The 18,959-nt window shown below is 58.0% G+C and carries 17 protein-coding genes and 1 riboswitch; of the genes, 6 read left to right on the top strand and 11 right to left on the bottom strand.

Annotated elements, in window-relative coordinates; genetic code table 11:
* Positions 1-54 precede the first annotated feature (54 nt).
* Complete coding sequence (locus tag ASB66_RS03995) at positions 55-879, top strand: helix-turn-helix transcriptional regulator (protein ID WP_147274007.1); 825 nt, start codon at positions 55-57, stop codon at positions 877-879.
* A gap of 224 nt (positions 880-1,103) precedes the next feature.
* A complete protein-coding gene (locus ASB66_RS03990; protein ID WP_060717503.1) occupies positions 1,104-2,381 on the top strand; it encodes a glycosyltransferase in 1,278 nt (425 codons plus the stop codon).
* Positions 2,382-2,391: 10 nt separating this feature from the next.
* Here the strand turns inward: ASB66_RS03990 and ASB66_RS03985 are convergent, their stop codons facing one another.
* Entirely contained in the window at positions 2,392-3,282 is an 891-nt protein-coding gene (locus ASB66_RS03985; protein WP_060717502.1) for an SMP-30/gluconolactonase/LRE family protein, read from the bottom strand.
* A 164-nt stretch (positions 3,283-3,446) separates the two neighbouring features.
* Between ASB66_RS03985 and ASB66_RS03980 the strand changes: the two genes are divergently transcribed.
* Together ASB66_RS03980 and ASB66_RS03975 are read left to right on the top strand one after the other, a co-directional pair.
* Positions 3,447-3,866 (top strand): GlcG/HbpS family heme-binding protein, encoded by a 420-nt coding sequence (locus ASB66_RS03980; RefSeq protein WP_114386241.1) that lies wholly within the window; start codon positions 3,447-3,449, stop codon positions 3,864-3,866.
* Complete coding sequence (locus ASB66_RS03975) at positions 3,863-4,735, top strand: NAD(P)-dependent oxidoreductase (protein WP_060717500.1); 873 nt, start codon at positions 3,863-3,865, stop codon at positions 4,733-4,735. The genes ASB66_RS03980 and ASB66_RS03975 overlap by 4 nt, the downstream gene beginning before the upstream one ends.
* 49 nt (positions 4,736-4,784) lie before the next feature.
* On the opposite strand, the gene amaB is transcribed toward ASB66_RS03975, so the two are convergent.
* Together amaB and ASB66_RS03965 are read right to left on the bottom strand one after the other, a co-directional pair.
* Positions 4,785-6,320, bottom strand: a complete 1,536-nt coding sequence (gene amaB / locus ASB66_RS03970) for an L-piperidine-6-carboxylate dehydrogenase (protein ID WP_156545077.1) — start codon at positions 6,318-6,320, stop codon at positions 4,785-4,787.
* A gap of 59 nt (positions 6,321-6,379) precedes the next feature.
* Positions 6,380-7,663 carry an NAD(P)/FAD-dependent oxidoreductase gene (locus ASB66_RS03965; protein ID WP_060717498.1) on the bottom strand — a complete coding sequence of 428 codons (1,284 nt, stop codon included), beginning with the start codon at positions 7,661-7,663 and terminating at the stop codon, positions 6,380-6,382.
* A 214-nt stretch (positions 7,664-7,877) separates the two neighbouring features.
* Between ASB66_RS03965 and ASB66_RS03960 the strand changes: the two genes are divergently transcribed.
* Together ASB66_RS03960 and ASB66_RS03955 are read left to right on the top strand one after the other, a co-directional pair.
* Complete coding sequence (locus ASB66_RS03960; RefSeq protein ID WP_060717616.1) at positions 7,878-8,789, top strand: LysR family transcriptional regulator; 912 nt, start codon at positions 7,878-7,880, stop codon at positions 8,787-8,789.
* Positions 8,790-8,835: 46 nt separating this feature from the next.
* Positions 8,836-8,981: riboswitch (FMN riboswitch) on the top strand.
* Between the two features lie 127 nt (positions 8,982-9,108).
* Complete coding sequence (locus tag ASB66_RS03955) at positions 9,109-9,585, top strand: 6,7-dimethyl-8-ribityllumazine synthase (protein ID WP_060717497.1); 477 nt, start codon at positions 9,109-9,111, stop codon at positions 9,583-9,585.
* 45 nt (positions 9,586-9,630) lie between these two features.
* Here the strand turns inward: ASB66_RS03955 and ASB66_RS03950 are convergent, their stop codons facing one another.
* The 8 genes from ASB66_RS03950 to ASB66_RS03915 all read right to left on the bottom strand — a co-directional run bounded on the left by ASB66_RS03950 (position 9,631) and on the right by ASB66_RS03915 (position 18,874).
* Positions 9,631-10,977: an extracellular solute-binding protein gene (locus ASB66_RS03950; RefSeq protein ID WP_060717496.1), complete on the bottom strand. Its 1,347-nt coding sequence runs from the start codon at positions 10,975-10,977 to the stop codon at positions 9,631-9,633.
* Positions 10,978-11,019: 42 nt separating this feature from the next.
* The gene (locus ASB66_RS03945) at positions 11,020-11,862 is read right to left on the bottom strand and encodes a carbohydrate ABC transporter permease (RefSeq protein WP_114386239.1); all 843 of its coding nucleotides are present in this window, start codon (positions 11,860-11,862) and stop codon (positions 11,020-11,022) included.
* A complete protein-coding gene (locus ASB66_RS03940) occupies positions 11,859-12,794 on the bottom strand; it encodes a carbohydrate ABC transporter permease (protein WP_060717494.1) in 936 nt (311 codons plus the stop codon). The genes ASB66_RS03945 and ASB66_RS03940 overlap by 4 nt, the downstream gene beginning before the upstream one ends.
* A complete protein-coding gene (locus ASB66_RS03935; protein WP_060717493.1) occupies positions 12,787-13,887 on the bottom strand; it encodes an ABC transporter ATP-binding protein in 1,101 nt (366 codons plus the stop codon). Before ASB66_RS03935 ends, ASB66_RS03940 begins: the two co-directional genes overlap by 8 nt.
* Before the next feature lie 47 nt (positions 13,888-13,934).
* Complete coding sequence (gene arfA / locus ASB66_RS03930; protein WP_060717492.1) at positions 13,935-15,458, bottom strand: arabinosylfuranosidase ArfA; 1,524 nt, start codon at positions 15,456-15,458, stop codon at positions 13,935-13,937.
* A 207-nt stretch (positions 15,459-15,665) separates the two neighbouring features.
* Positions 15,666-16,592 carry an ArsR/SmtB family transcription factor gene (locus ASB66_RS03925; RefSeq protein ID WP_060717491.1) on the bottom strand — a complete coding sequence of 309 codons (927 nt, stop codon included), beginning with the start codon at positions 16,590-16,592 and terminating at the stop codon, positions 15,666-15,668.
* 79 nt (positions 16,593-16,671) lie between these two features.
* A complete protein-coding gene (locus ASB66_RS03920) occupies positions 16,672-18,051 on the bottom strand; it encodes a M20 family metallopeptidase (protein WP_060717615.1) in 1,380 nt (459 codons plus the stop codon).
* Positions 18,052-18,133: 82 nt separating this feature from the next.
* Positions 18,134-18,874, bottom strand: coding sequence for a FadR/GntR family transcriptional regulator (locus ASB66_RS03915; RefSeq protein ID WP_060717614.1), 741 nt, complete (start codon positions 18,872-18,874; stop codon positions 18,134-18,136).
* Positions 18,875-18,959: the final 85 nt, after the last annotated feature.

Raw genomic sequence — 18,959 nt, 5'->3', positions numbered from 1 at the left:
CCCGAATGCCCGGCCTAAAAAATTTCACGAAGTGACGATTTGGAGTTTTATTTCATGCATGACATCAAACATAAGACCGTAGATCCTCTCGATCGCTTTATTATGCGCCTTAACGCCGCCGCCTCCGCCGCTGAAATGAAAGCGGTGATGGAATCCAGTATAAAGTCACTGGGTTACAAGTATTTTTCCTATCACATTGTTCAAACCCCAGTACTGAATGCTACGAATGAGACCCGCCATACATTCGGCATCAGCAACTATCCAGAAGAATGGGTGGAGCGATACGCATCCGAGCGGTATGTCTATTGCGATCCCATCGTCGGGATTTCTCTCTCTCGCAAGACCCCGTTTCGTTGGAACGATGCCATCGATAGCGACAAGCTGACGGAAGAAGAGCGTTGTGTTATCGACGATGCTGCAAAACGTGGCATTACCAACGGCCTGACCGTGCCTCTAATGTCCCGCCATGGCGAACTGGCCATCATGACTGTTATTCCCGACGAAAAATTCCAGGATAGCCTGCCGGAAGCGCATCTCATTCACATTATCTCGCAATTCTTTCATTCCTGTGCGCTGCCAGTTGTCATGGAAGAGCACCTGATCGGCAGCTATCGCCGCCGTCGGTCATTCCTGTCGGCACGGGAAAAGGAAACCGTGATCTGGGTGTCCAAGGGCAAGTCGTCATGGGAAATTGCCAAAATCCTCGGCATTTCCGAAAAATCGGTCGAATTTTACATGGAGTCGGTCAAGCGCAAGCTGGAAGCCGTCAACCGTACGCAGGCCGTCGTCAAGGCAATCATGCTTGGATTGATCCAGACCGACCGTTTTCAGTCGGGCGATGGACGCAAAGCCACAATGGCCATGCCCAGCCGAGCCTGACGTCATCGTCGCTGGCTAAAGTCCCCTGAGGCTTGACCGGGGGCAGTGGGGCTGAACGACTGACGTGTTGCAGTGCCAAGTCGCTAGCATCGGCACATTGCAATTCGAAAGTTGCATCGCAGAAAATGCATGGGGCATTGAGTGACTTGCCCAATAGCCGCTTTAGAATGTGTCCAATGTCGGGTGCCAATGTCAGGCATCATTATCTGGTGAATGAGTAAACCATGCAGATCGTTATATTCACGATTGGCACCGAAGGCGATGTGCGCCCGCTGGTTGCTCTTGGCGTTGGGTTGAAGCAGGCCGGTCACAAGGTCAGAATTGCCACCGATCCGCAATGCGCCGATCTCGTCACCCATCATGGCTTGGAATTCGCCCCCTTGCGTGGCGATTTCCTCGATTGGATGCGCAATGACCGGACGGCGATGTCCAACGGTCTTTCACCGCTTGCTATTGCCAAGGCGGCGCGGCGACGGTTGAAAACAATGGCCGCCAGTTGGCCGGCCCAAGGCCTTAGAGCGACAGAGGGTGCCGATCTGTTGATTGGCAACGGTATGGTTTTCCATCTTGCCGCAGCGCTCGGCGAATATCTGGGCCTTCCTGTCGCGGAAACGCAATTGGTCCCCACCCTGCCCTCGCGGCAACCGCCGCTTCTGCCGCTGCCAGATTGGGCGAGGAGCTTGCCGGGGCCAATCAATGTGGCTCTTGGCCATGCCACGCAAATGCTGATTTGGCATATTTTGCGCCCCGCTTATAATGATGTCGTGCGTCCGGCCCTGCGGTTGGCGCCTTATCCCTGGCGTGGCCCCTATACCTATAAGCCTCGGTCGCATCTGCGCCTGTTTGCCTATAGCCCGACGCTGGTCGAACCGCCTGCCTCGCTCCCCTCCAATGTTCGGGTTACCGGCCCCTGGCAGTTGCAGGAAAGTTCGACATGGGCCGCACCGGACGATCTGACGCGCTTTCTAAAAGGTGGGCCTCCGCCCGTCTATGTCGGCTTCGGCAGCATGGTTGGGCCGGATGGAGGACGCTTCACCGATATCGTGTTGCAAGCGGTACGCAAGACGGGCAAACGCATCGTGCTTGCCAGTGGATGGGGCGGTCTGAATGGCGCTGATAGCGAGGCTGGCGGCAATATCTTCCGGATTGACCGGGCACCGCATGATTGGCTGTTTCCGAAAATGGCGCTGGCGGTTCATCACGGGGGCGCTGGCACGACCACTGCTGCGGCGCGTGCTGGCATTGCCTCGGTGGTCGTGCCATTCTTCGGCGATCAGCCATTCTGGGGCAGCCGCCTTGAAAAACTCGGCGTTGCTCCACCAGCGCTGGATCGTGCAGCCTTGACAGCTGACGCACTAGCCTCGGCAATCATCTCTGCCGACTGCGACGACATGCGCCATCATGCGGCAATGCTTGGTCAACGCATGCGGGCAGAAGACGGGATCGCCGTTGCCATTGCTGCAATCGAAAGCCTTGGCGTGAAAAACAAATGGTCGGCCTGACCTTTGCGTGTCAGGCTGCACCGTTCCGGTTCAGGGAAATGGCATAGAGACTGGTTGTTGCGGTTATGAACAATCGATGCTTCCCACGCCCGCCGAAGCAGAGATTGGAAACCGTTTCCGGCACAAGGATCTTGCCCATCAAATGACCGTCCGGGGCGATGCAGTGGACGCCATCCGCAGCCGAGGACCAGAGATTGCCGTCGCTATCGAGCCGCATCCCGTCGGCACAGCCCTTGTCGATCACATGAAACACGTCGCCGCCGGTTAGCTTCCATCCGTCACCGACATCGAACACCCGGATATGCTGCGGATCGCTGCTATGCATACGACCGGTATCGGCCACGTAGAGCCGTTTTTCGTCCGCGCTGAAGGCCAGTCCGTTCGGGCCGTTGAAATCGGTCAGCACGGCAGAAATCACCCCGGATGGATCGACCCTGTAGACATTGCAGGGCAGTTCCTGCTCACTTTTCGTGCCTTCATAATCAGTGGCGATGCCGTAATGCGGGTCACTGAACCAGATCGCCCCATCGGAAGCAACCACCACATCATTGGGCGAATTGAGACGCTTGCCCTCAAAGCTATCGGCAATCACCGTAATCGTGCCGTCATATTCAGTGCGGGTCACACGCCGTGTACCGTGTTCACAACTGACCAAGCGCCCTTGTCTGTCTCGGGTATGGCCATTGGCAAAATTGGAGGGTGTACGAAAGGTGGTGAGACTGCCATCCGGCATCCAACGCAGAATACGATTGTTGGGGATGTCGGAAAACAGCAGGCAGTCCAGATCGCCAAACCAGACCGGTCCTTCCACCCAATCGAAACCGGTTGCCAATTGCTTGACCGGGGCATTGCCCATCACAAACCGGCCAAAGGCGGGATCAGAGATCTCAAAGAACGACATGACGGAGCGCCTCCCAACACTTGATAGTCTGGAATTGGTATTCGGGTTCGAAAAATCAAACTGACAGTGACAGGTGAAACACCCATTCCTACTCGCCAAGCTGGATCGGTTCGAATATGGTATCGATAACATGACCGATAGAAACTGCCAAGGGAGAGCATGCCATGAGCTTTACGATACAATCCAGCGCCTTGACCGACGAAGGCGTCGCAGCACTTTTGCGCGCCGCAATCGATGCCGCGACGGCGATGGGCCAGCCGCAATGCATTATCATTGTCGATCAAAGCGGCGTAGAACTGGCGTCGTTTCGCATGCGCGGTTCACGTTACCTCTCGCTGAAAAGCGCCAGAGCAAAAGCACGGACCGCAGCCTCGCTTGCCGCGCCCAGCCATAGCGTTCCCGACCACGCCAAGCTGTTGCTGGCCGCAGCAACTCAAGGCGAAGCGACGGGGTTGAGGGGCGGCTTGCCCATTAAAGTCAGTGGCCAGTTGCTCGGCGGCATAGGCATTGGCTCCGGCTCGGGTGAGCAGGACGAAGACGTTGCGCGCGCAGCCCTTGCCGCCATCGGAGCAGAGCTATCATGACGCGGATCGCCTTCCTCGGCACTGGCTTGATGGGAGAGCCAATGGCCCGTCATCTGGCTGCGGATTTCGAGGTCGTAGTCTGGAATCGCTCCATACAAAAGGCGCAGGCTTTGTCCGACGTGGCCCGCATTGCCGCAAGCCCGGCAGAGGCCGCCACAGGTGCGGATGTGGTCATTTCCATGCTGCTCGATGGTCCGGCCACCCGCGCCACACTTGAGGAGAGCGGCGCATTGGCTGCTGCGGGCGATGGCGCGCTGATCATCGACATGGGATCGGTGGAACCGACCTGCGACCGCAATCTTGCGGAGCTAGCCCGGAAAATGGGCAAGCGTTTCCTAGATGCCCCGGTCTCCGGTGGTGTGGCTGGGGCCAAGGCAAAGACGCTATCAATTTTCGTCGGTGGCGCGCCGGAGGATTTTGCGGCAGCTGTACCGGTTCTCGAAAAACTGGGCCGCCCGACACTGATGGGGCCAGTCGGCACCGGCCAGACGGCGAAACTTGCCAATCAGTTGATCGTCGCCGTCACCATCGGCGCGGTCGCGGAGGCCTTCCGGCTGGCACAATCGGCGGGATGCGATCCGGCAACGCTGCGCGGCGCTTTACGGGGCGGCTTTGCCGATAGCCGCATTCTCGATCTGCATGGCGAGCGGATGGTGACCGGTAACTTCACACCGGGCGGACGATCCGCTGCACAGTTGAAAGACTTAAACAATGCGCTTTCAGTCGCTGCCGAGCATGCCCTGACCTTGCCACTTTCTGAAACGGTACGGGCGGGCTTCACCGACCTGGTGCAAAACAAGGGCGGTGCCGATCTCGACCACTCGGCCTATTATCTCTGGCTGCAACAAATCCAGCCCGTTCAGCAATAGCGGCCTCAAACATCCCCCCGGTTACCGCCGGGGGGATGGCAACGACTGACTACTCGACGTCGAATTTCACGCCCTGGGCCAAGGGCAGCGAGCGTCCGAAATTCACCGTGTTGGTGGCGCGGCGCATATAGGCTTTCCAGGCATCAGAGCCGGATTCGCGTCCGCCACCGGTTTCCTTCTCGCCCCCGAAAGCGCCGCCGATTTCAGCACCGGACGGGCCGATATTGACATTGGCAATGCCGCAATCGGAACCGCGATCCGACAGAAAAGCCTCAGCCTCGCGCAGGTCGTTGGTGAAGATCGACGAGGACAGGCCCTGCGGCACGTCGTTATTCAGCGCCAATGCGGCATCAAAATCGCTGTAGCGGATCACATAGAGGATCGGCGCAAAGGTTTCATCCTTCACCGGACCGGTCTGGGAGGGCATTTCAACCAGGGCGGGGCGCACGTAATAGGCAGAGGCAGCCTCTTCTTCCCGCACGCGCATGCCGCCATGCACCACGCCGCCAGCGGCCTTTGCCGCAGCCAGCGCCGTTTGCATCGCCTCATAAGCGCGGCCATCAATCAATGGTCCAACCAGCGTGCCGGTCTCCAGCGGATTGCCGATAGTGACGGAGCCATAGGCCTTGATCAGCCGGGGAACCAGCGTGTCGTAAACGCTGTCATGCACGAACAGGCGGCGAAGCGTTGTGCAGCGCTGGCCAGCCGTGCCCATGGCGGCAAAGGCGACGCCGCGCAGGGTCAGATCGAGATCGGCGGTCGGGCCGACGATGGCGGCGTTATTGCCACCCAATTCCAGGATAGAGCGGGCAAATCGGGCTGCCAGACGCGGACCGACCGCCCGGCCCATGGCTGTCGAACCGGTGGCCGAAACCAGTGGCACTTTCGGATGATCCACCAGCACTTCGCCAATGGCGCGCTCACCGATCAGCACGGTTGAAAGCCCGTCCGGCGCGCTGCCGCCAGCGGCCACATAACGGCGAACCGCTTTTTCAAAAATCGCCTGGGTGGCAAGGGCGGTAATCGGCGTCTTTTCCGAGGGCTTCCAGACGGTCGAATTGCCGCACACCAGCGCCAGCGCCGCATTCCAGCACCAGACCGCAACCGGGAAATTGAAGGCTGAGATAATACCGGTGACGCCGAGGGGATGCCAGGTTTCCATCATCCGGTGTTCGCTGCGTTCGGTGGCGATGGTCAGGCCGTAAAGCTGACGCGACAGGCCGACCGCGAAATCGCAGATGTCGATCATTTCCTGCACTTCGCCAAGCCCTTCGGAGGTGACCTTGCCAACCTCAATGGACACAAGACGACCGAGATCGTCCTTATGCGCCCGCAATTCGTCGCCCAGCAAACGCACCAATTCGCCACGTTTGGGGGCTGGCACCAGGCGCCACGCTAAGAAAGCGGCATGGGCGTTGTCGATGGCCTTGCTTGCCTCATCGCTGGACACCGTTGAAAGCGTGGCAAGCGTGCTGCCATCGACAGGCGACGTGACCGCCAGCGAACCGCCCGACAAAGTCCCGGCGGAAACACCGAGATTTGCGAGAATGCGCGATACATCGGCAGGCAGGTTGAGTTTCGACATCGATATGATCTTTCCTTGAAACGTCGTTTGTATGTGAATGGTGTTGAGTGGCGGCCAGATCAGAACCGGCTATCCGCCAGATGAGCGATTTGCGCACCGGCTTCGTAATAGATTTCCTTGACCGTGCGCAACGCAATGGTCTCCGGCTCGGATAGCGGCAAGGGCAGATCCGCCTCGCCGATCTCGCCCAGAACCAATTGCGCCAATGTCCGCCCGAAAGACGTGCCGGGCGCAATGCCACGGCCATTATAGCCGCTAAAGCCGACAACCCGCTTGGCAAAGCGGTGGAAGCGCGGCACGGCATCGCTGGTCATGCCGATCTTGCCATACCATTCCGTCTCGAACTCGACATCGCCCAATTGCGGAAACAACCGCTTCAGGCTGCGCTTGGCCCAGGCGCGATGCACCGCAGCTCCGCCATTGCGCAACGCGCCGACGCTTCCAAACACCAGCCGGCCGGCCTGATCCATGCGGAAGGACGACAGAATTTCCCTGGTATCCCAACATCCCTCGCGGTTCGCAAGCAAGGAGCGGCGCAAATTTTCTCCAAGCGGTACGGTGGCGAAATTGAAATAGGGAAGATGCATCTGCTCTTCCCGCACGCTTTTCCAGGGACCGGTGGAATAAGCATCGGTGGACACGATGATCCAGCGGCAGGAGACATGGCCGGAGGCGGTCTTGACCACCCAGCTTTCGCCTTCCCGCTCGGTTTCCACCACCGGACTGCCGGTGAAAATCCGCACACCAGCACGAATGGCCGCAGCAGCAAGGCCCCGTGCATAGGCAAGCGGTTGCAGAGTTCCCGCCCGGGGATCGAATAGCGAACCTGCATAGGCAGTGCTTCCGACGCGAAATGCCGTTTCCTCGGCAGACAAAAGCTCCACCGGCGCACCGCGCGCCACCCATTGCCGATGACGGTTCTGCAATTCCTCCAGCCCGGCGCTGCCGACGGCCAGATGCAGCGTGCCATTGGTTTCCAACTCGCAAGCAATACCGTGTTTTTCGATTGTCTCGCGCACCAAGAGCGGTGCTTCGCCCAATTGCTTCAGCGCCCGCTCTCCATGCACGGGGCCAAGCACCTTGGGCACGTCGTCCGGCATCACCCACATGCCGCCATTGATCAACCCGACATTGCGGCCCGCGCCGCCAAAGCCGATCTCGACCGCTTCCAGCAACACGACAGAAACCCCGGCCTCGGCCAGATGCAAGGCGGCGGATAGGCCGGTATAGCCACCACCGACCACAACGACATCGGCAATCAAGTGGTCGGTGAGCACCGATGTGGGCGGCGGCGATGGCGCGGTTCGCTCCCATAGCCCATGCGATCTTGGATTCCCCTGCATGACAGTTCCCTTATATCGCAACCGAACCGGAAGCCGGGCAAACGGCAGCGACTATTTCGCAAAACACTAGCAAGTGCTGAACCAGTCCGCCAGTGCGCAATTATCGATGTTTCTGCAAGAGTTCTTTCCCAAATGGAATGACCTCAGGCAAAAGACCGCCTATAGAGGAAGATCTCACCAGTCCCGTCTGATCTGGTTTATGCCCGGAGCCTCCATGCAAAGTCCCCGCCGTTTCCTGCCCTCCCTGCATCTTCTTTCGGCTTTTGAGGCGGCGGCCCGCACCGGCAGCGTCACGGCGGCAGCGCGGGAATTGAGCTTGACGCAAAGCGCGGTCAGCCGGCAGATCAAGGCGCTGGAAGAGCAGCTTGGTGTCGAGCTGTTTCACCGCGAACGCCAGACGATCCGGCTGACGGCAGGTGGCAATATCTATGCCCGCGAAATCCGCGATGCGCTGCGGATCATCAGCACCGCGTCGCTGACGCTGAAGGCCAATCCGTTCGGAGGGACGCTCAATCTCGCCATTCTGCCCACCTTCGGCACCCGATGGTTGGCCCCGCGCCTGCCGGGATTTCTCAGCCGTCATCCCGGCATCACCATCAATCTCGTCACCAAGCTTTCCTATTTCGATTTTCGGCTGGAGCCGGTCGACGCTGCCATCCACTTCGGTCTGGCCGATTGGCAGGGGGCGGAAATGTCGCTGCTGCGCTCTGAAACCGTCATTCCAGCCTGTAGCCCTGAGCTGCGCGACACCTACCGGTTTCAGACCCCGCTGGATCTGCGCCAGGCCCCTCTTCTCCACCTCACCACCCGCCCCGACGCCTGGGAACGCTGGCTGGCCAGCAATGACGTGCAATCGGACCAGGTGCGCGGCATGTTGTTTGACCAGTTTGCAACAGCCGCTCAAGCCGCGATGGCAGGGCTTGGCGTCGCGCTGCTGCCTGAATTCCTGATCGAAGAGGAAATGGCCTCTGGTCGTCTCGTCAAGGCCATCGACCGGCCGATGCAAAGCACCGAGGCCTATTATCTTGTCTGGCCGAATGAACGTGGTTCACACCCGCCTTTGCAAGCATTTCGAGACTGGATATTGGAAGAAACCGCAGACGACAGACGCCAACCTACCGAATAATGAGAAAAACGGCCTTGCAATTTCTGCAATTTCAATTCTATGTTATAACTGTTCTCAGGGCGGGGTGAAATTCCCCACCGGCGGTATCGGGCTTGCCCGGAGCCCGCGAGCGCTTTCAGGGCAACCTGGGAGGTCAGCAGATCCGGTGAGATGCCGGAGCCGACGGTATAGTCCGGATGGAAGAGAGCATGCAGGAAATACCCCAGCGGAGCTCCGTCTCCTGAACGGGTGTGCCCTGCTGTTCGCCCAAGGGAAAATTTGCCGCCTCCGTGCGGTGTTCCAGCCAACTCCGTTTGGCTGACCCTTGAAAGGCAGAGACATGACTATCGCAGCAAGACTTGAACCAAACCGCATTGCCGTCATCCGTGCCCGTTGGCATGCCGGGATCGTTGATCAATGCGTAAACGCCTTCGTGGCCGAATGGCAGGCGCTGGGCGGGACCGCCGCCGAGATCGACATTGTCGATGTGCCAGGCGCATTGGAAATTCCGCTTCACGCTCAGACGCTTGCCAAAACCGGAAAATATCGCGCCATCCTCGGCTGTGCGCTGGTGGTGGATGGCGGCATTTACCGCCATGATTTCGTGGCCGCCACCGTCCTGGACGGCATGATGCGCGTGCAGCTCGATACGGAGGTGCCGGTGCTTTCAGCGGTACTGACACCCCACAATTTCCAGGAAAGCGAAGCGCATATCGCCTTCTTCCGTGAGCATTTCGTCCTCAAGGGCAACGAAGCAGCCTCGGCCTGCCACGCCATTCTGGCGGCCCGCTCCGAAGTGCTGATGACGGTGCTGTAAAATATCGCCGCCCAAAGCCTGCTGGGGCTTTGGGCGGTTTTATTATTACAGGTTGCCAAGCAGGTCATTCACGCGCCTTTGAGCATCCTTCAAAGCCGCATCGACATCCTTCTGACCAGTCACCGCAGCGCTCATTTCTTCACCAATAATATCCTGGATCGGAAACTGGCGTTGCACTTGCGATGGCAATGGCCGTCCAAGCTGGGCGATGTCAGACACGGTATCGCGATGCGGCAGGGCCTTAAAGGCATCCGAGGTCAGCACAGCCTGCACGGATGGCAGGTGGCCGGTGCGCGACCAATCGAAATCATTGTCGACGAAGAATTTCAGGAACCGCGCCACGGCCTTGGTCTGCTCGGGTGTCCGGTCCTTGACGGAAACAGCCCAGGTATGACCATCGGCAAACTGCGCGTGGTCGCCGGAAAACAGCTGAGGATAGGGATAAACGGCATAACCGCCCTTGTTCAGCGCCGTGCCCGGTTTGGCAGCCGAGGCATTGTAATCGCCGATCATCCAGGTGCCGTTCAGATGAACACCGCCCGCACCGGCCAGAAAGGCAGTGATCGATGCGCCGTAATCCATGTCCTTCGTGGTATAGCCCTTGGCGTAGATGGTCTTGTACATCTCCACCACCCGTTTGGCCTCAGGCGTGTCGAGCTTGATATGGGTCGGATCGGCGAAGAAATCGGAGTTTTGCTGGAAAAGATAAGTATAGAGATTGCGCATATAGAGCGCCGTCTCATTGGCAAGATTCTGCACGAAATAAGGCTTGCCGGTCTTCTGCTTGAACTGTTCGGCCTGGGACAGAAGCTCTTCCGGGGATTTCGGCAGGATCGGCGTACCATCGGCATTGACGAGACCTGCCTGTTTGAACAGGTCCATATTGATATGGTAGAGCATGGTCCAGCTGTCGATCGGCAATCCGTAGAACTTGCCGTCCTTGGTCGCCCCCTGCCGCGCCGCCTCGGTAAAGGTGTCTGGCTTGATGCCTTGCGTGGCCAAAAGCTCGTCCAGCGGCATGATCAGGTTTTTGGACTGATAATCCGACAGGGCCGATTCATGGATCGTGACGATGTCAGGCGGATCGTTGGAGGCAAATTGTGCGTTGAGCTGGTCATAACCCGGCCATTCCACCGTCGCCACCGAGACATGGATATCCGGGTTGTCGGCGTTGAACTTGTTGATCAGCGAGGTCATGATTCCACATTCGCCGACCGATTTGCTGACGTCTGTATTGCTGCCATATTCGGCATCGCAGGCGCCAAAGAACCTTTGGACGTTCAGTTCCACCGGCTCCGCCGCAAAGGCGGCATGAGCAGTCATCAGTGCCACCACCGGAATGGCGGTGCGCATCAGTTTCATGATCCTTGATTTGACTGGCTTGGCTTTCATGGTCTCTCCTCCCACGTGTTTCTTGTAATGTCAGTGCAAACGCTACCGAACGGCTGCCCCCGACACCGCCGTGACGATATATTTCTGGAAAAACAAATAGATGATCAGAATAGGCGCTCCAGCGAACACCGCCTGCGCCATCAGAAAGCCCAGGCCTTCCGACTGGCCGAAATTGGTCTGGGTCGAGGCAAGGCCGACCGTCAGCGTATACATGTCCTTCCTTGACGCGGAGATCAGCGGCCAGAAATAGTCGTTCCATGACGCCAGAAACGTGAAAATGCCAAGCGTTGCCTGGGCGGGCAGCGTCAGAGGCAAAAGCACCTTCCAGAAGATCCGCAGACGGCTGGCATTGTCCAGCAATGCCGCCTCATCCAGATCACGCGGGATGGCCCGGAAATATTGCGTCATCAGAAAGACGCCGAAAGCGCTGGATAAGCCAGGCAACACAAGGCCCGGATAGGTATTGTGCAGGCTCAACATGCTGAAAATCTGGTGGCGGGCAACCAGAACCGCCTGCTCCGGTACCGCCAACCCGAACAGCACGATCACGAACAACACGTCCCGACCTGGAAAATTCAGCCGGGCAAAGCCGTAGCCAGCCAGCGACGACAGGATCAGCGTGCCGATGGTCAGGCTGATGGAAACGATCAGGCTGTTGAGAATCCAGCGAAACACCGAGGATGTCTGGATGATATTGAGATAGTTGCTGACGATATAGGGCGGATGAAACACCGAATTGGGGTCGGCCATCAGCACACTGTTTTCCTTCAGCGACAATCCGATTACCCAGAGAATGGGCAAAAGCATCACGAGGGATAACAGCACGACCAGCCCAAGAACGATCCGGTCACCAAGCCTGCTGTGAGAAGAGGAAAAGCCGCTCATGCCACATCTCCCTTGCGTCTGGTGATCAGATATTGCGCCATGGCGGCGAGCAGGATCAGAATGAAGAGGATTTCGGAGGCTGCGGCCCCAAGACCGAGATCCCAGCGGCGGAAGGTGACCTCATAGATATAGAGAACGATGGGTCTGGTGGCATTGTTCGGCCCGCCCCGCGTCATCAATAGCGCCTGGCCAAACAGCTGGAATTGCAAGACGATCTGAATGACGATCACCAGGAGGAAGGTGCGTTTGATGGACGGCAGGGTGATGGCCGTCAGCGTCCGCCAGCGGCTGGCATTGTCCAGCGCCGCCGCCTCATAGATATCGCCGGGAATCTGCTGCAAGGCCGATAGAAACAGCATCATCGGCAGGCCAAGGCACCACCAGACGGTGGCGATAGCAATCGCGATCATCGCCAGATCGGGATCGGACAGGGCGGCGGGCGCCGTTGCGCCAAACCAACTGAAAATGGTGGCGAGCAAGCCGACTTGCGGAATGAACACAATCCGCCAGACAAGGGTAACGATGGTGACGGACAAGACCGAGGAGGCAAAGAACAGGGTTCGCAAAACCGCCGCCGTCCGCGTCTGCCGGTTGAGCGCCAGCGCCAGAAATAGCCCGAGCACCGCCAGCGTCGGCACCGTCAATGCCACAAAATAGAATGTATTCCAGATCGACTGGATGAAAACGGTATCGCGAAACAGCCGTAGATAATTATCAAAGCCGACGAACCGCCCGCTCGAAAACATATCGGCCTTATGAAAACTCAGCCAAATGCCCCAGATCAGCGGAAAAACCAGAAGCGTAGTGAAAAATGCCAGGTAAGGTGCCACAAATAGCGCATGACTCCAGCGCGGAGCATGGATGCTCATCGATGCAGGTGCCGAACGGCGGCGCAGGCCCGTACCCGACAGGACAGAAGAACGGTCAGCCATCGGAGAGCGCCTCCCCATGCCGGGCGGTGCCATCCGCATCGAACAGATGGGCTTTTTCGCCGTCGAAACCAAGGCCAATCCGATCGCCGATTTTCAGGCGCGTCTGACCCGCCGTTGCAGCCACCACATTCTGCCCATCCGCCACTCGCGTATAGATCAGTGTCCGATCACCCAGACGCTCCAGCACATCAATAGTGCCATCGATGTCGCCATCCTCAGGAGGCGTAATGTGAACCGCCTCGGCGCGAATACCGAGCGTAACCGCCGAAGCCGCATTTGCCGGATCGATATGGGTTTCGATGCGCAGGCTCTGGCCGCAGGTGGCGATCATGCCGGATCTGCCGGGGGTAAGCCCCGTGACATCGAGAAAATTCATCGCTGGCGCCCCGACGAAACCCGCCACGAAGCGGGTTGCCGGGCGCTCATAGATCTGCATCGGCGTGCCGATCTGCTCGATGCGACGATTGTTCATCACCACGATCCTGTCGGCCAGCGTCATGGCTTCGGTCTGATCATGGGTGACGAAAATCATCGTCGAGCGCAGCCGCTGATGCAATTGCGCCAACTCGATGCGGGTGCGAGTGCGCAACGCCGCATCCAGATTGGAGAGCGGCTCATCGAACAGAAAGGCCTTGGGCTCTTTTACCACTGCCCGGCCAATCGCCACGCGCTGGCGCTGGCCGCCGGAAAGCTGCCCCGGCTTGCGCTCCAGCAGATGATCGATTTCCAGCATCCGCGCCGCTTCCGCAATGCGCGCATCTATAACCGATCGGGAAACCTGAATATTCTCAAGCCCGAAAGCCATGTTCTGGCGCACGGTCATGTGCGGATAAAGCGCATAGGATTGAAACACCATGGCCACGTCACGCTGACCGGGCGGCAGTCCGTCAATCCGCTCACCATTGATGCTGATTTCGCCTTCATCGACGCTTTCAAGCCCGGCGATCATCCGCAGCAAGGTCGATTTTCCGCAGCCGGACGGGCCAAGGAAAACCACGAATTCATGCGCCGGAATGGACAGCGACAAGCCATCCAGCACGGTCATGGCACCGTAGGTCTTGCTGACATTGCTGATTTCGATCTGTGCCGTCATCGCTATCCTCCTCCAAGGCGTCGCAAGTTCAGGAATTAGCCATGTCCCTAAGAGACATCCTGAACCTTCACCCGGATCATCTGGTAGGACAGCGGCGGAAACGACGCCGACAGGCTTGTGCCGTCGATAACCAGCCCCTCGCCGGGACGTGGCGCCACCTCCGTCATCCGCTCCTGCGTATTGACCGCCTTCAAGTCGGCATGGGTCATCACCTGATAATCGGCGACAGACGGCGCCGTGCCAAATCCCTGCAAATCAAATGTGGTCTCGATGGCGGCTTCTGAACGATTGACGATGAAGAAAGCAATCGAGCCATCCGCCGTGTCATGCACGGCGGCAATGTCGAGGCTATCAACCTCACCGACCGCCGATGCAGTATAGGTCGGGCTTTTTACCCTGAGATCCAGCGCCGTGCCGCGGCCATGCACCGAGGCGAACAGGAACGGATAGAAAATCGTCTGTCGCCAGGCCGGACCGCCCGGCGCGGTCATGATTGGCGCGATCACATTGACCAATTGCGCCAGGCAGGCGATGCGCACCACATTGGAGCGGCGGATAAAGGTGTTGATGATCAGTCCGACCTGCAACACATCCTCGAAATTATAGATGTCTTCCAACAACGGCGGCGCGAAAGGCCAGCCGTCATTGCCCTGGAGAATTGCCTTGTCCTGCTCATTGGAATGGTACCAGACATTCCACTCATCGAAGGAAATATAGACGTTCTTGGAAGAGCGTTTCTTGGCCTTGATGAAATCAATCACGCCCGATACCGAGACGATATAATCATCGAGCTTCTTGTTCTGGGCGAGATAATTGGGTGTATCGCCCGCCTTATTGTCGAAATACATATGCAGGGAAATGTAATCGACCTCGTTATAGGTATGGTCGAGAACGGTTGCTTCCCACTGCGGATAGCTCGGCATTTTCGCGTTGGACGATCCACAGACCACCAGTTCCAGTGATTTATCAAAGGTCCGCATGGCCTTGGCGGTTTCATGGGCAAGCCGGCCATATTCATCCGCAGATTTGTGGCCGATCTGCCAAGGGCCGTCCATTTCATTGCCCAGGCACCAGAGCTTGACATCGAAAGGCTGCGGCCTGCCATTGCTGATGCGCAGATCGCTCCAATAGCTGCCGCCGGAATGATTGGCATATTCCAGGAAATTGCGCGCCTCATCCAGCCCGCGCGATCCGAGATTGACGGCCAGCATCATCTCCGTACCCACGGAGGTGCACCAATCGGCAAACTCGTGCAGACCGACCTCGTTGCTCTCCGACGTATGCCAGGCAAGATCGAGGCGAACCGGCCGCTGATCTCTTGGGCCAATGCCGTCTTCCCAATTATAGGCCGAAACGAAATTGCCGCCGGGATAGCGCACGATCGGTACATTCAACTCCCGCACCAGATCGATGACATCGCGGCGCATACCGTTTTCATCGGCGCTTGGGTGATCGGGCTCATAAATACCGGTGTAAACCGCCCGGCCCAGATGCTCTATGAAGGAGCCGTAGAGCCGTGGATCAATCTCCGCAATGCTATAATCGGCATGCGCCAGAACGGTCGCCTTCATGTCATCCTCCCTATATATCCAATATAATGATTTAAACCATCTTGTCGGATATAAAATAGCGATTTCAGAAAGGCGTCAAGCTGAAAAACGACCCAAATGACGTGGAAAACAATGCTGCAACACAGCAAAACCTCAATGACAACAATGTGACAAAGGCATGACGGTTGGTATTCACGCCCAAAACCTATCAATCACCAAAGCTGATATTCACTCTGTCCGAATACGCAGTACGATATCCTGGTCGTAATTGCCAAATCCGCGTCCGAAAATGTTGATCCCACCGGGATGGCGCGCATCATCGCGCACGCCGATCCGCACACGGATGGAGTGATGGGCCAGCAGATCGATGGCATTGAGATCGACTGTCGAAATCTTGACGCCATCAACGAACGTGCCCTCTGAAGAAATGCGCCAATTCTTCAGCTTGCCGTATTGGGAGCCCTTCAACTTCCACCAACCGGGCGTATAGACACCGCGCTTGTCACCAAAATCGCCGGGAGAGGTCCATGTTCCGACATCCGTGCCATTGATAGACAAAGTGATGTCGGATGGCCAGTCGGCACTGGTGCCGGGGACTTCCGAACTCAGCTCCATGGCAATCTCAATTTCGCGGATCGCGCTGCCGGATAGCTTGGCATTGTTTGGGAATTGATACTCCACATAGCCTCTGGTGAACCAGATCAGCCCGGCCTTCATCCGTTCCGGATCAAGGAAAGTATTGGGGACATCCAGCAAGCCAATGATGCCTTCGGGCGAACAGAGACCACAGGGTGCCGTCACCTCATAGCTGGTATAAAGCCCGATTGGCATCGCGACTTCGATGGCATGGGCATCGATCTTGCGCCGCTCGCTCTTGAAGACAACCAGGACCTCTTCGGCGGTCGGATAACAGATCTTCTGACTGCCCTTGCGGGCCTTCTGGCTCTCGGCACGGATCAGCCCCGCATCTTCAAGAACCTGAAGATTAGTAGAGACGGTGGATTGTGGCAGTGACAGTTCGGCAGCGATGTCATTGACATTCATCGCGCCTTTTTCATGCAACAGCTTGAGCATTCCAATCCGCAGTGGCGAGGCCAGCCCTTTCAGAACCGCCATGCCGTCTTCCGGGTCAATCACAAGAAAATTTCTGCTCATTGGCTGATATTCATCCGAAAACAAGGCGTTCCACTAATGAATATCAGAATTCCTGATGCAATCAACAGGTGCCAAAGTCTCAAATGGCTTTCAGCGAGGCACCCTGTTCGCCAATATCCAGAAATAGACCGGTCATCACCCGCATGCCCTCTTCGGCAATCGACAGAAGAGCGTGCTCGTTCGGTCCGTGCTGTCCGCATTCAGCATGAGAATGGGGAATCCAGATGGTTGGCAGGCCAAGGATGCCGGTAAAGGCGTCATTGGGCAGCGAGCCCGCCAGATTGGGCAGGACATGCACCGGCTTGCCGCTGGTGCGGGTTATCGATTGCTCGACAAACCGCACCCAGGGATGATCAGGGGAAAACCGGGTGGCGCGGAAGGCCTCGCCACGGGCTGGCTCCACCACCACCATAGGAAAGCCATGGGCATCGAGATGTCGTCGTAACGCGGGCAGAATGCCGTCCATATCCGTTCCCACCACGAAACGCAGCTGGCAGGTGGCGCGCGCCGATCCGGAAATGGCATTTTGCGGCGCATTGATATTGCCCGAGGAGATGGCCAGAACCGCCATGGAATTCCAGCCGAACACCCGCTCGGACGGCGTCAAATCCACTTGTCCCCAGTCCGCGTCATGCTTGCGGGGCGGCAGGTCCTTGAGGGCAGCGCGAATATCAGGGGTAAGGCTGGTCGGCAGCCATTCCGGGATCTGGATCTGGCCGCGCGCATCGACAATCCTGGCAATGGCATGGGCGAGAATGATCGCGGGGTCGGCAAGCAAACCACCGAAATTGCCGGAATGATGATCGCCGTCACGCAGGTTGACGATCAGGTTGAAGGCAAAGCCACCGCGTGAACCCATGAACATGGTTGGCGTATCGGCGGCCAATCGCGGCCCATCGGAAGCGATCAGCACATCGGCGGCAAGAGCTTCGCGCTTGGCCTGGAAAAACTCCCGCAAACCGTAGGAGCCGGTTTCCTCGGCCATTTCCATGATGATCTTGACGTTGAAACCGAGCGTACCCTTCTCCTTCAAAATCAGTTCCAGCGCCTTGATATTGATGAGATGCTGGATCTTGTTATCCGCCGTGCCGCGCCCGTAAAGCTTATCCCCCTCCTGATGCAGCACGAAAGGCTCGAGCCCGTCGCGCCAGCGATGCGCCTCGCCATTACAGACATCACCATGCCCATAGATCAGCACGGTTGGCAGGCTGTCGTCCTCAATCAGGCTGGCGATCAGAAGCGGCGCGCCATTCTCTCGCGGATTGGCGAAAATCTCCGTGGCAAAGCCAAGCGACGACAACAGCGGCTGAATATCCTCCACCAGATAGGCTTGCAGATCCTCCGGCTTGCCTTCCGACTGGCTGACCGAGCGGCGCGCGATAAGTCGGGCCAGATCATCAGCCAGCTTGCCACCAAGCGCATAATCGGACGCGTTGCGGATGAAGATCTCTCTGGTCATAAAACCTGCCTTTTGATTATTTTGCGACGCAATGCCAAGACCATAGAGGATAGGCAAGCGGAAGCGCAAACATCAATGCGCCTCAACCGCCCTCCTTGCGCAGATTTCGGGCCAGCGCCCGATGCCGCTCCTGGGATTTCTCGATATGCTCGCGCATTGCGGCGCGCGCACCCTGAGGGTCCCGACCGGAAATGGCGTCGGCAATCCGGCCATGCTCCTCCACCACTTGCGAAAGATAGGTTTCGCTGCGGGAAGAGGCGAGATTGGGCAGGTTGGAGCGCGGAATGGCCTGCGGGCCAAAACTTTGCATGGCGCTCAAATAATAGCTGTTATTGGTGGCCCGGGCGATGGCCAGGTGAAAATCGAAATCAGCCTTGGAGGTCGGTGCCTTTTCAGCAACAAGATCCGCCATCACCTCATTGGCCGCCCGGATCTCGTATTCCTGCGCCGAAGAGCGGCGCACGGCGGCCAGCGCTGCGGCTTCCGTCTCAATTGCCACCCTGAATTCCAGCATTTCCAGGGTTTTCGGAATGCTGCGTTGCTCCTCCGTACTGAGGCGCATTTCCTGTCCGGGCAAGTCATCGACAACAAACACGCCCTTGCCCTGGCGAGCGTCGACAAGACCGGCCGCCCGAAGCTCAGCCAGCGCCTCGCGGATCACCGTGCGGCTCACCCCGAACCGCTCGATCAGCCCCGGCTCGGTCGGCAATTGCGTGCCGAGCGCCAGTCGTCCGCCAACAATATCGGCTCGCAAGGCTTCGATGACGCTTTCGGCCAGCCTTGGCTTGCGCTGTGCTTCACTCGGCGATGGGGCTTTGGCCATGGAAATCTCCATAAAGGTGCAATTCGGGTTTTGGGCAAATAGTGAACGGAATTCGACTGGACAGGTGTTTTAAATCATAATATGA

It is taken from the genome of Gillisella vitis (assembly GCF_001541345.2).
Taxonomy (GTDB): Bacteria; Pseudomonadota; Alphaproteobacteria; order Rhizobiales; family Rhizobiaceae; genus Allorhizobium; species Allorhizobium vitis.
The sequence above is the reverse complement of the archived record's forward strand: the minus strand, read 5'-3'. Positions and strand labels throughout refer to the sequence as shown.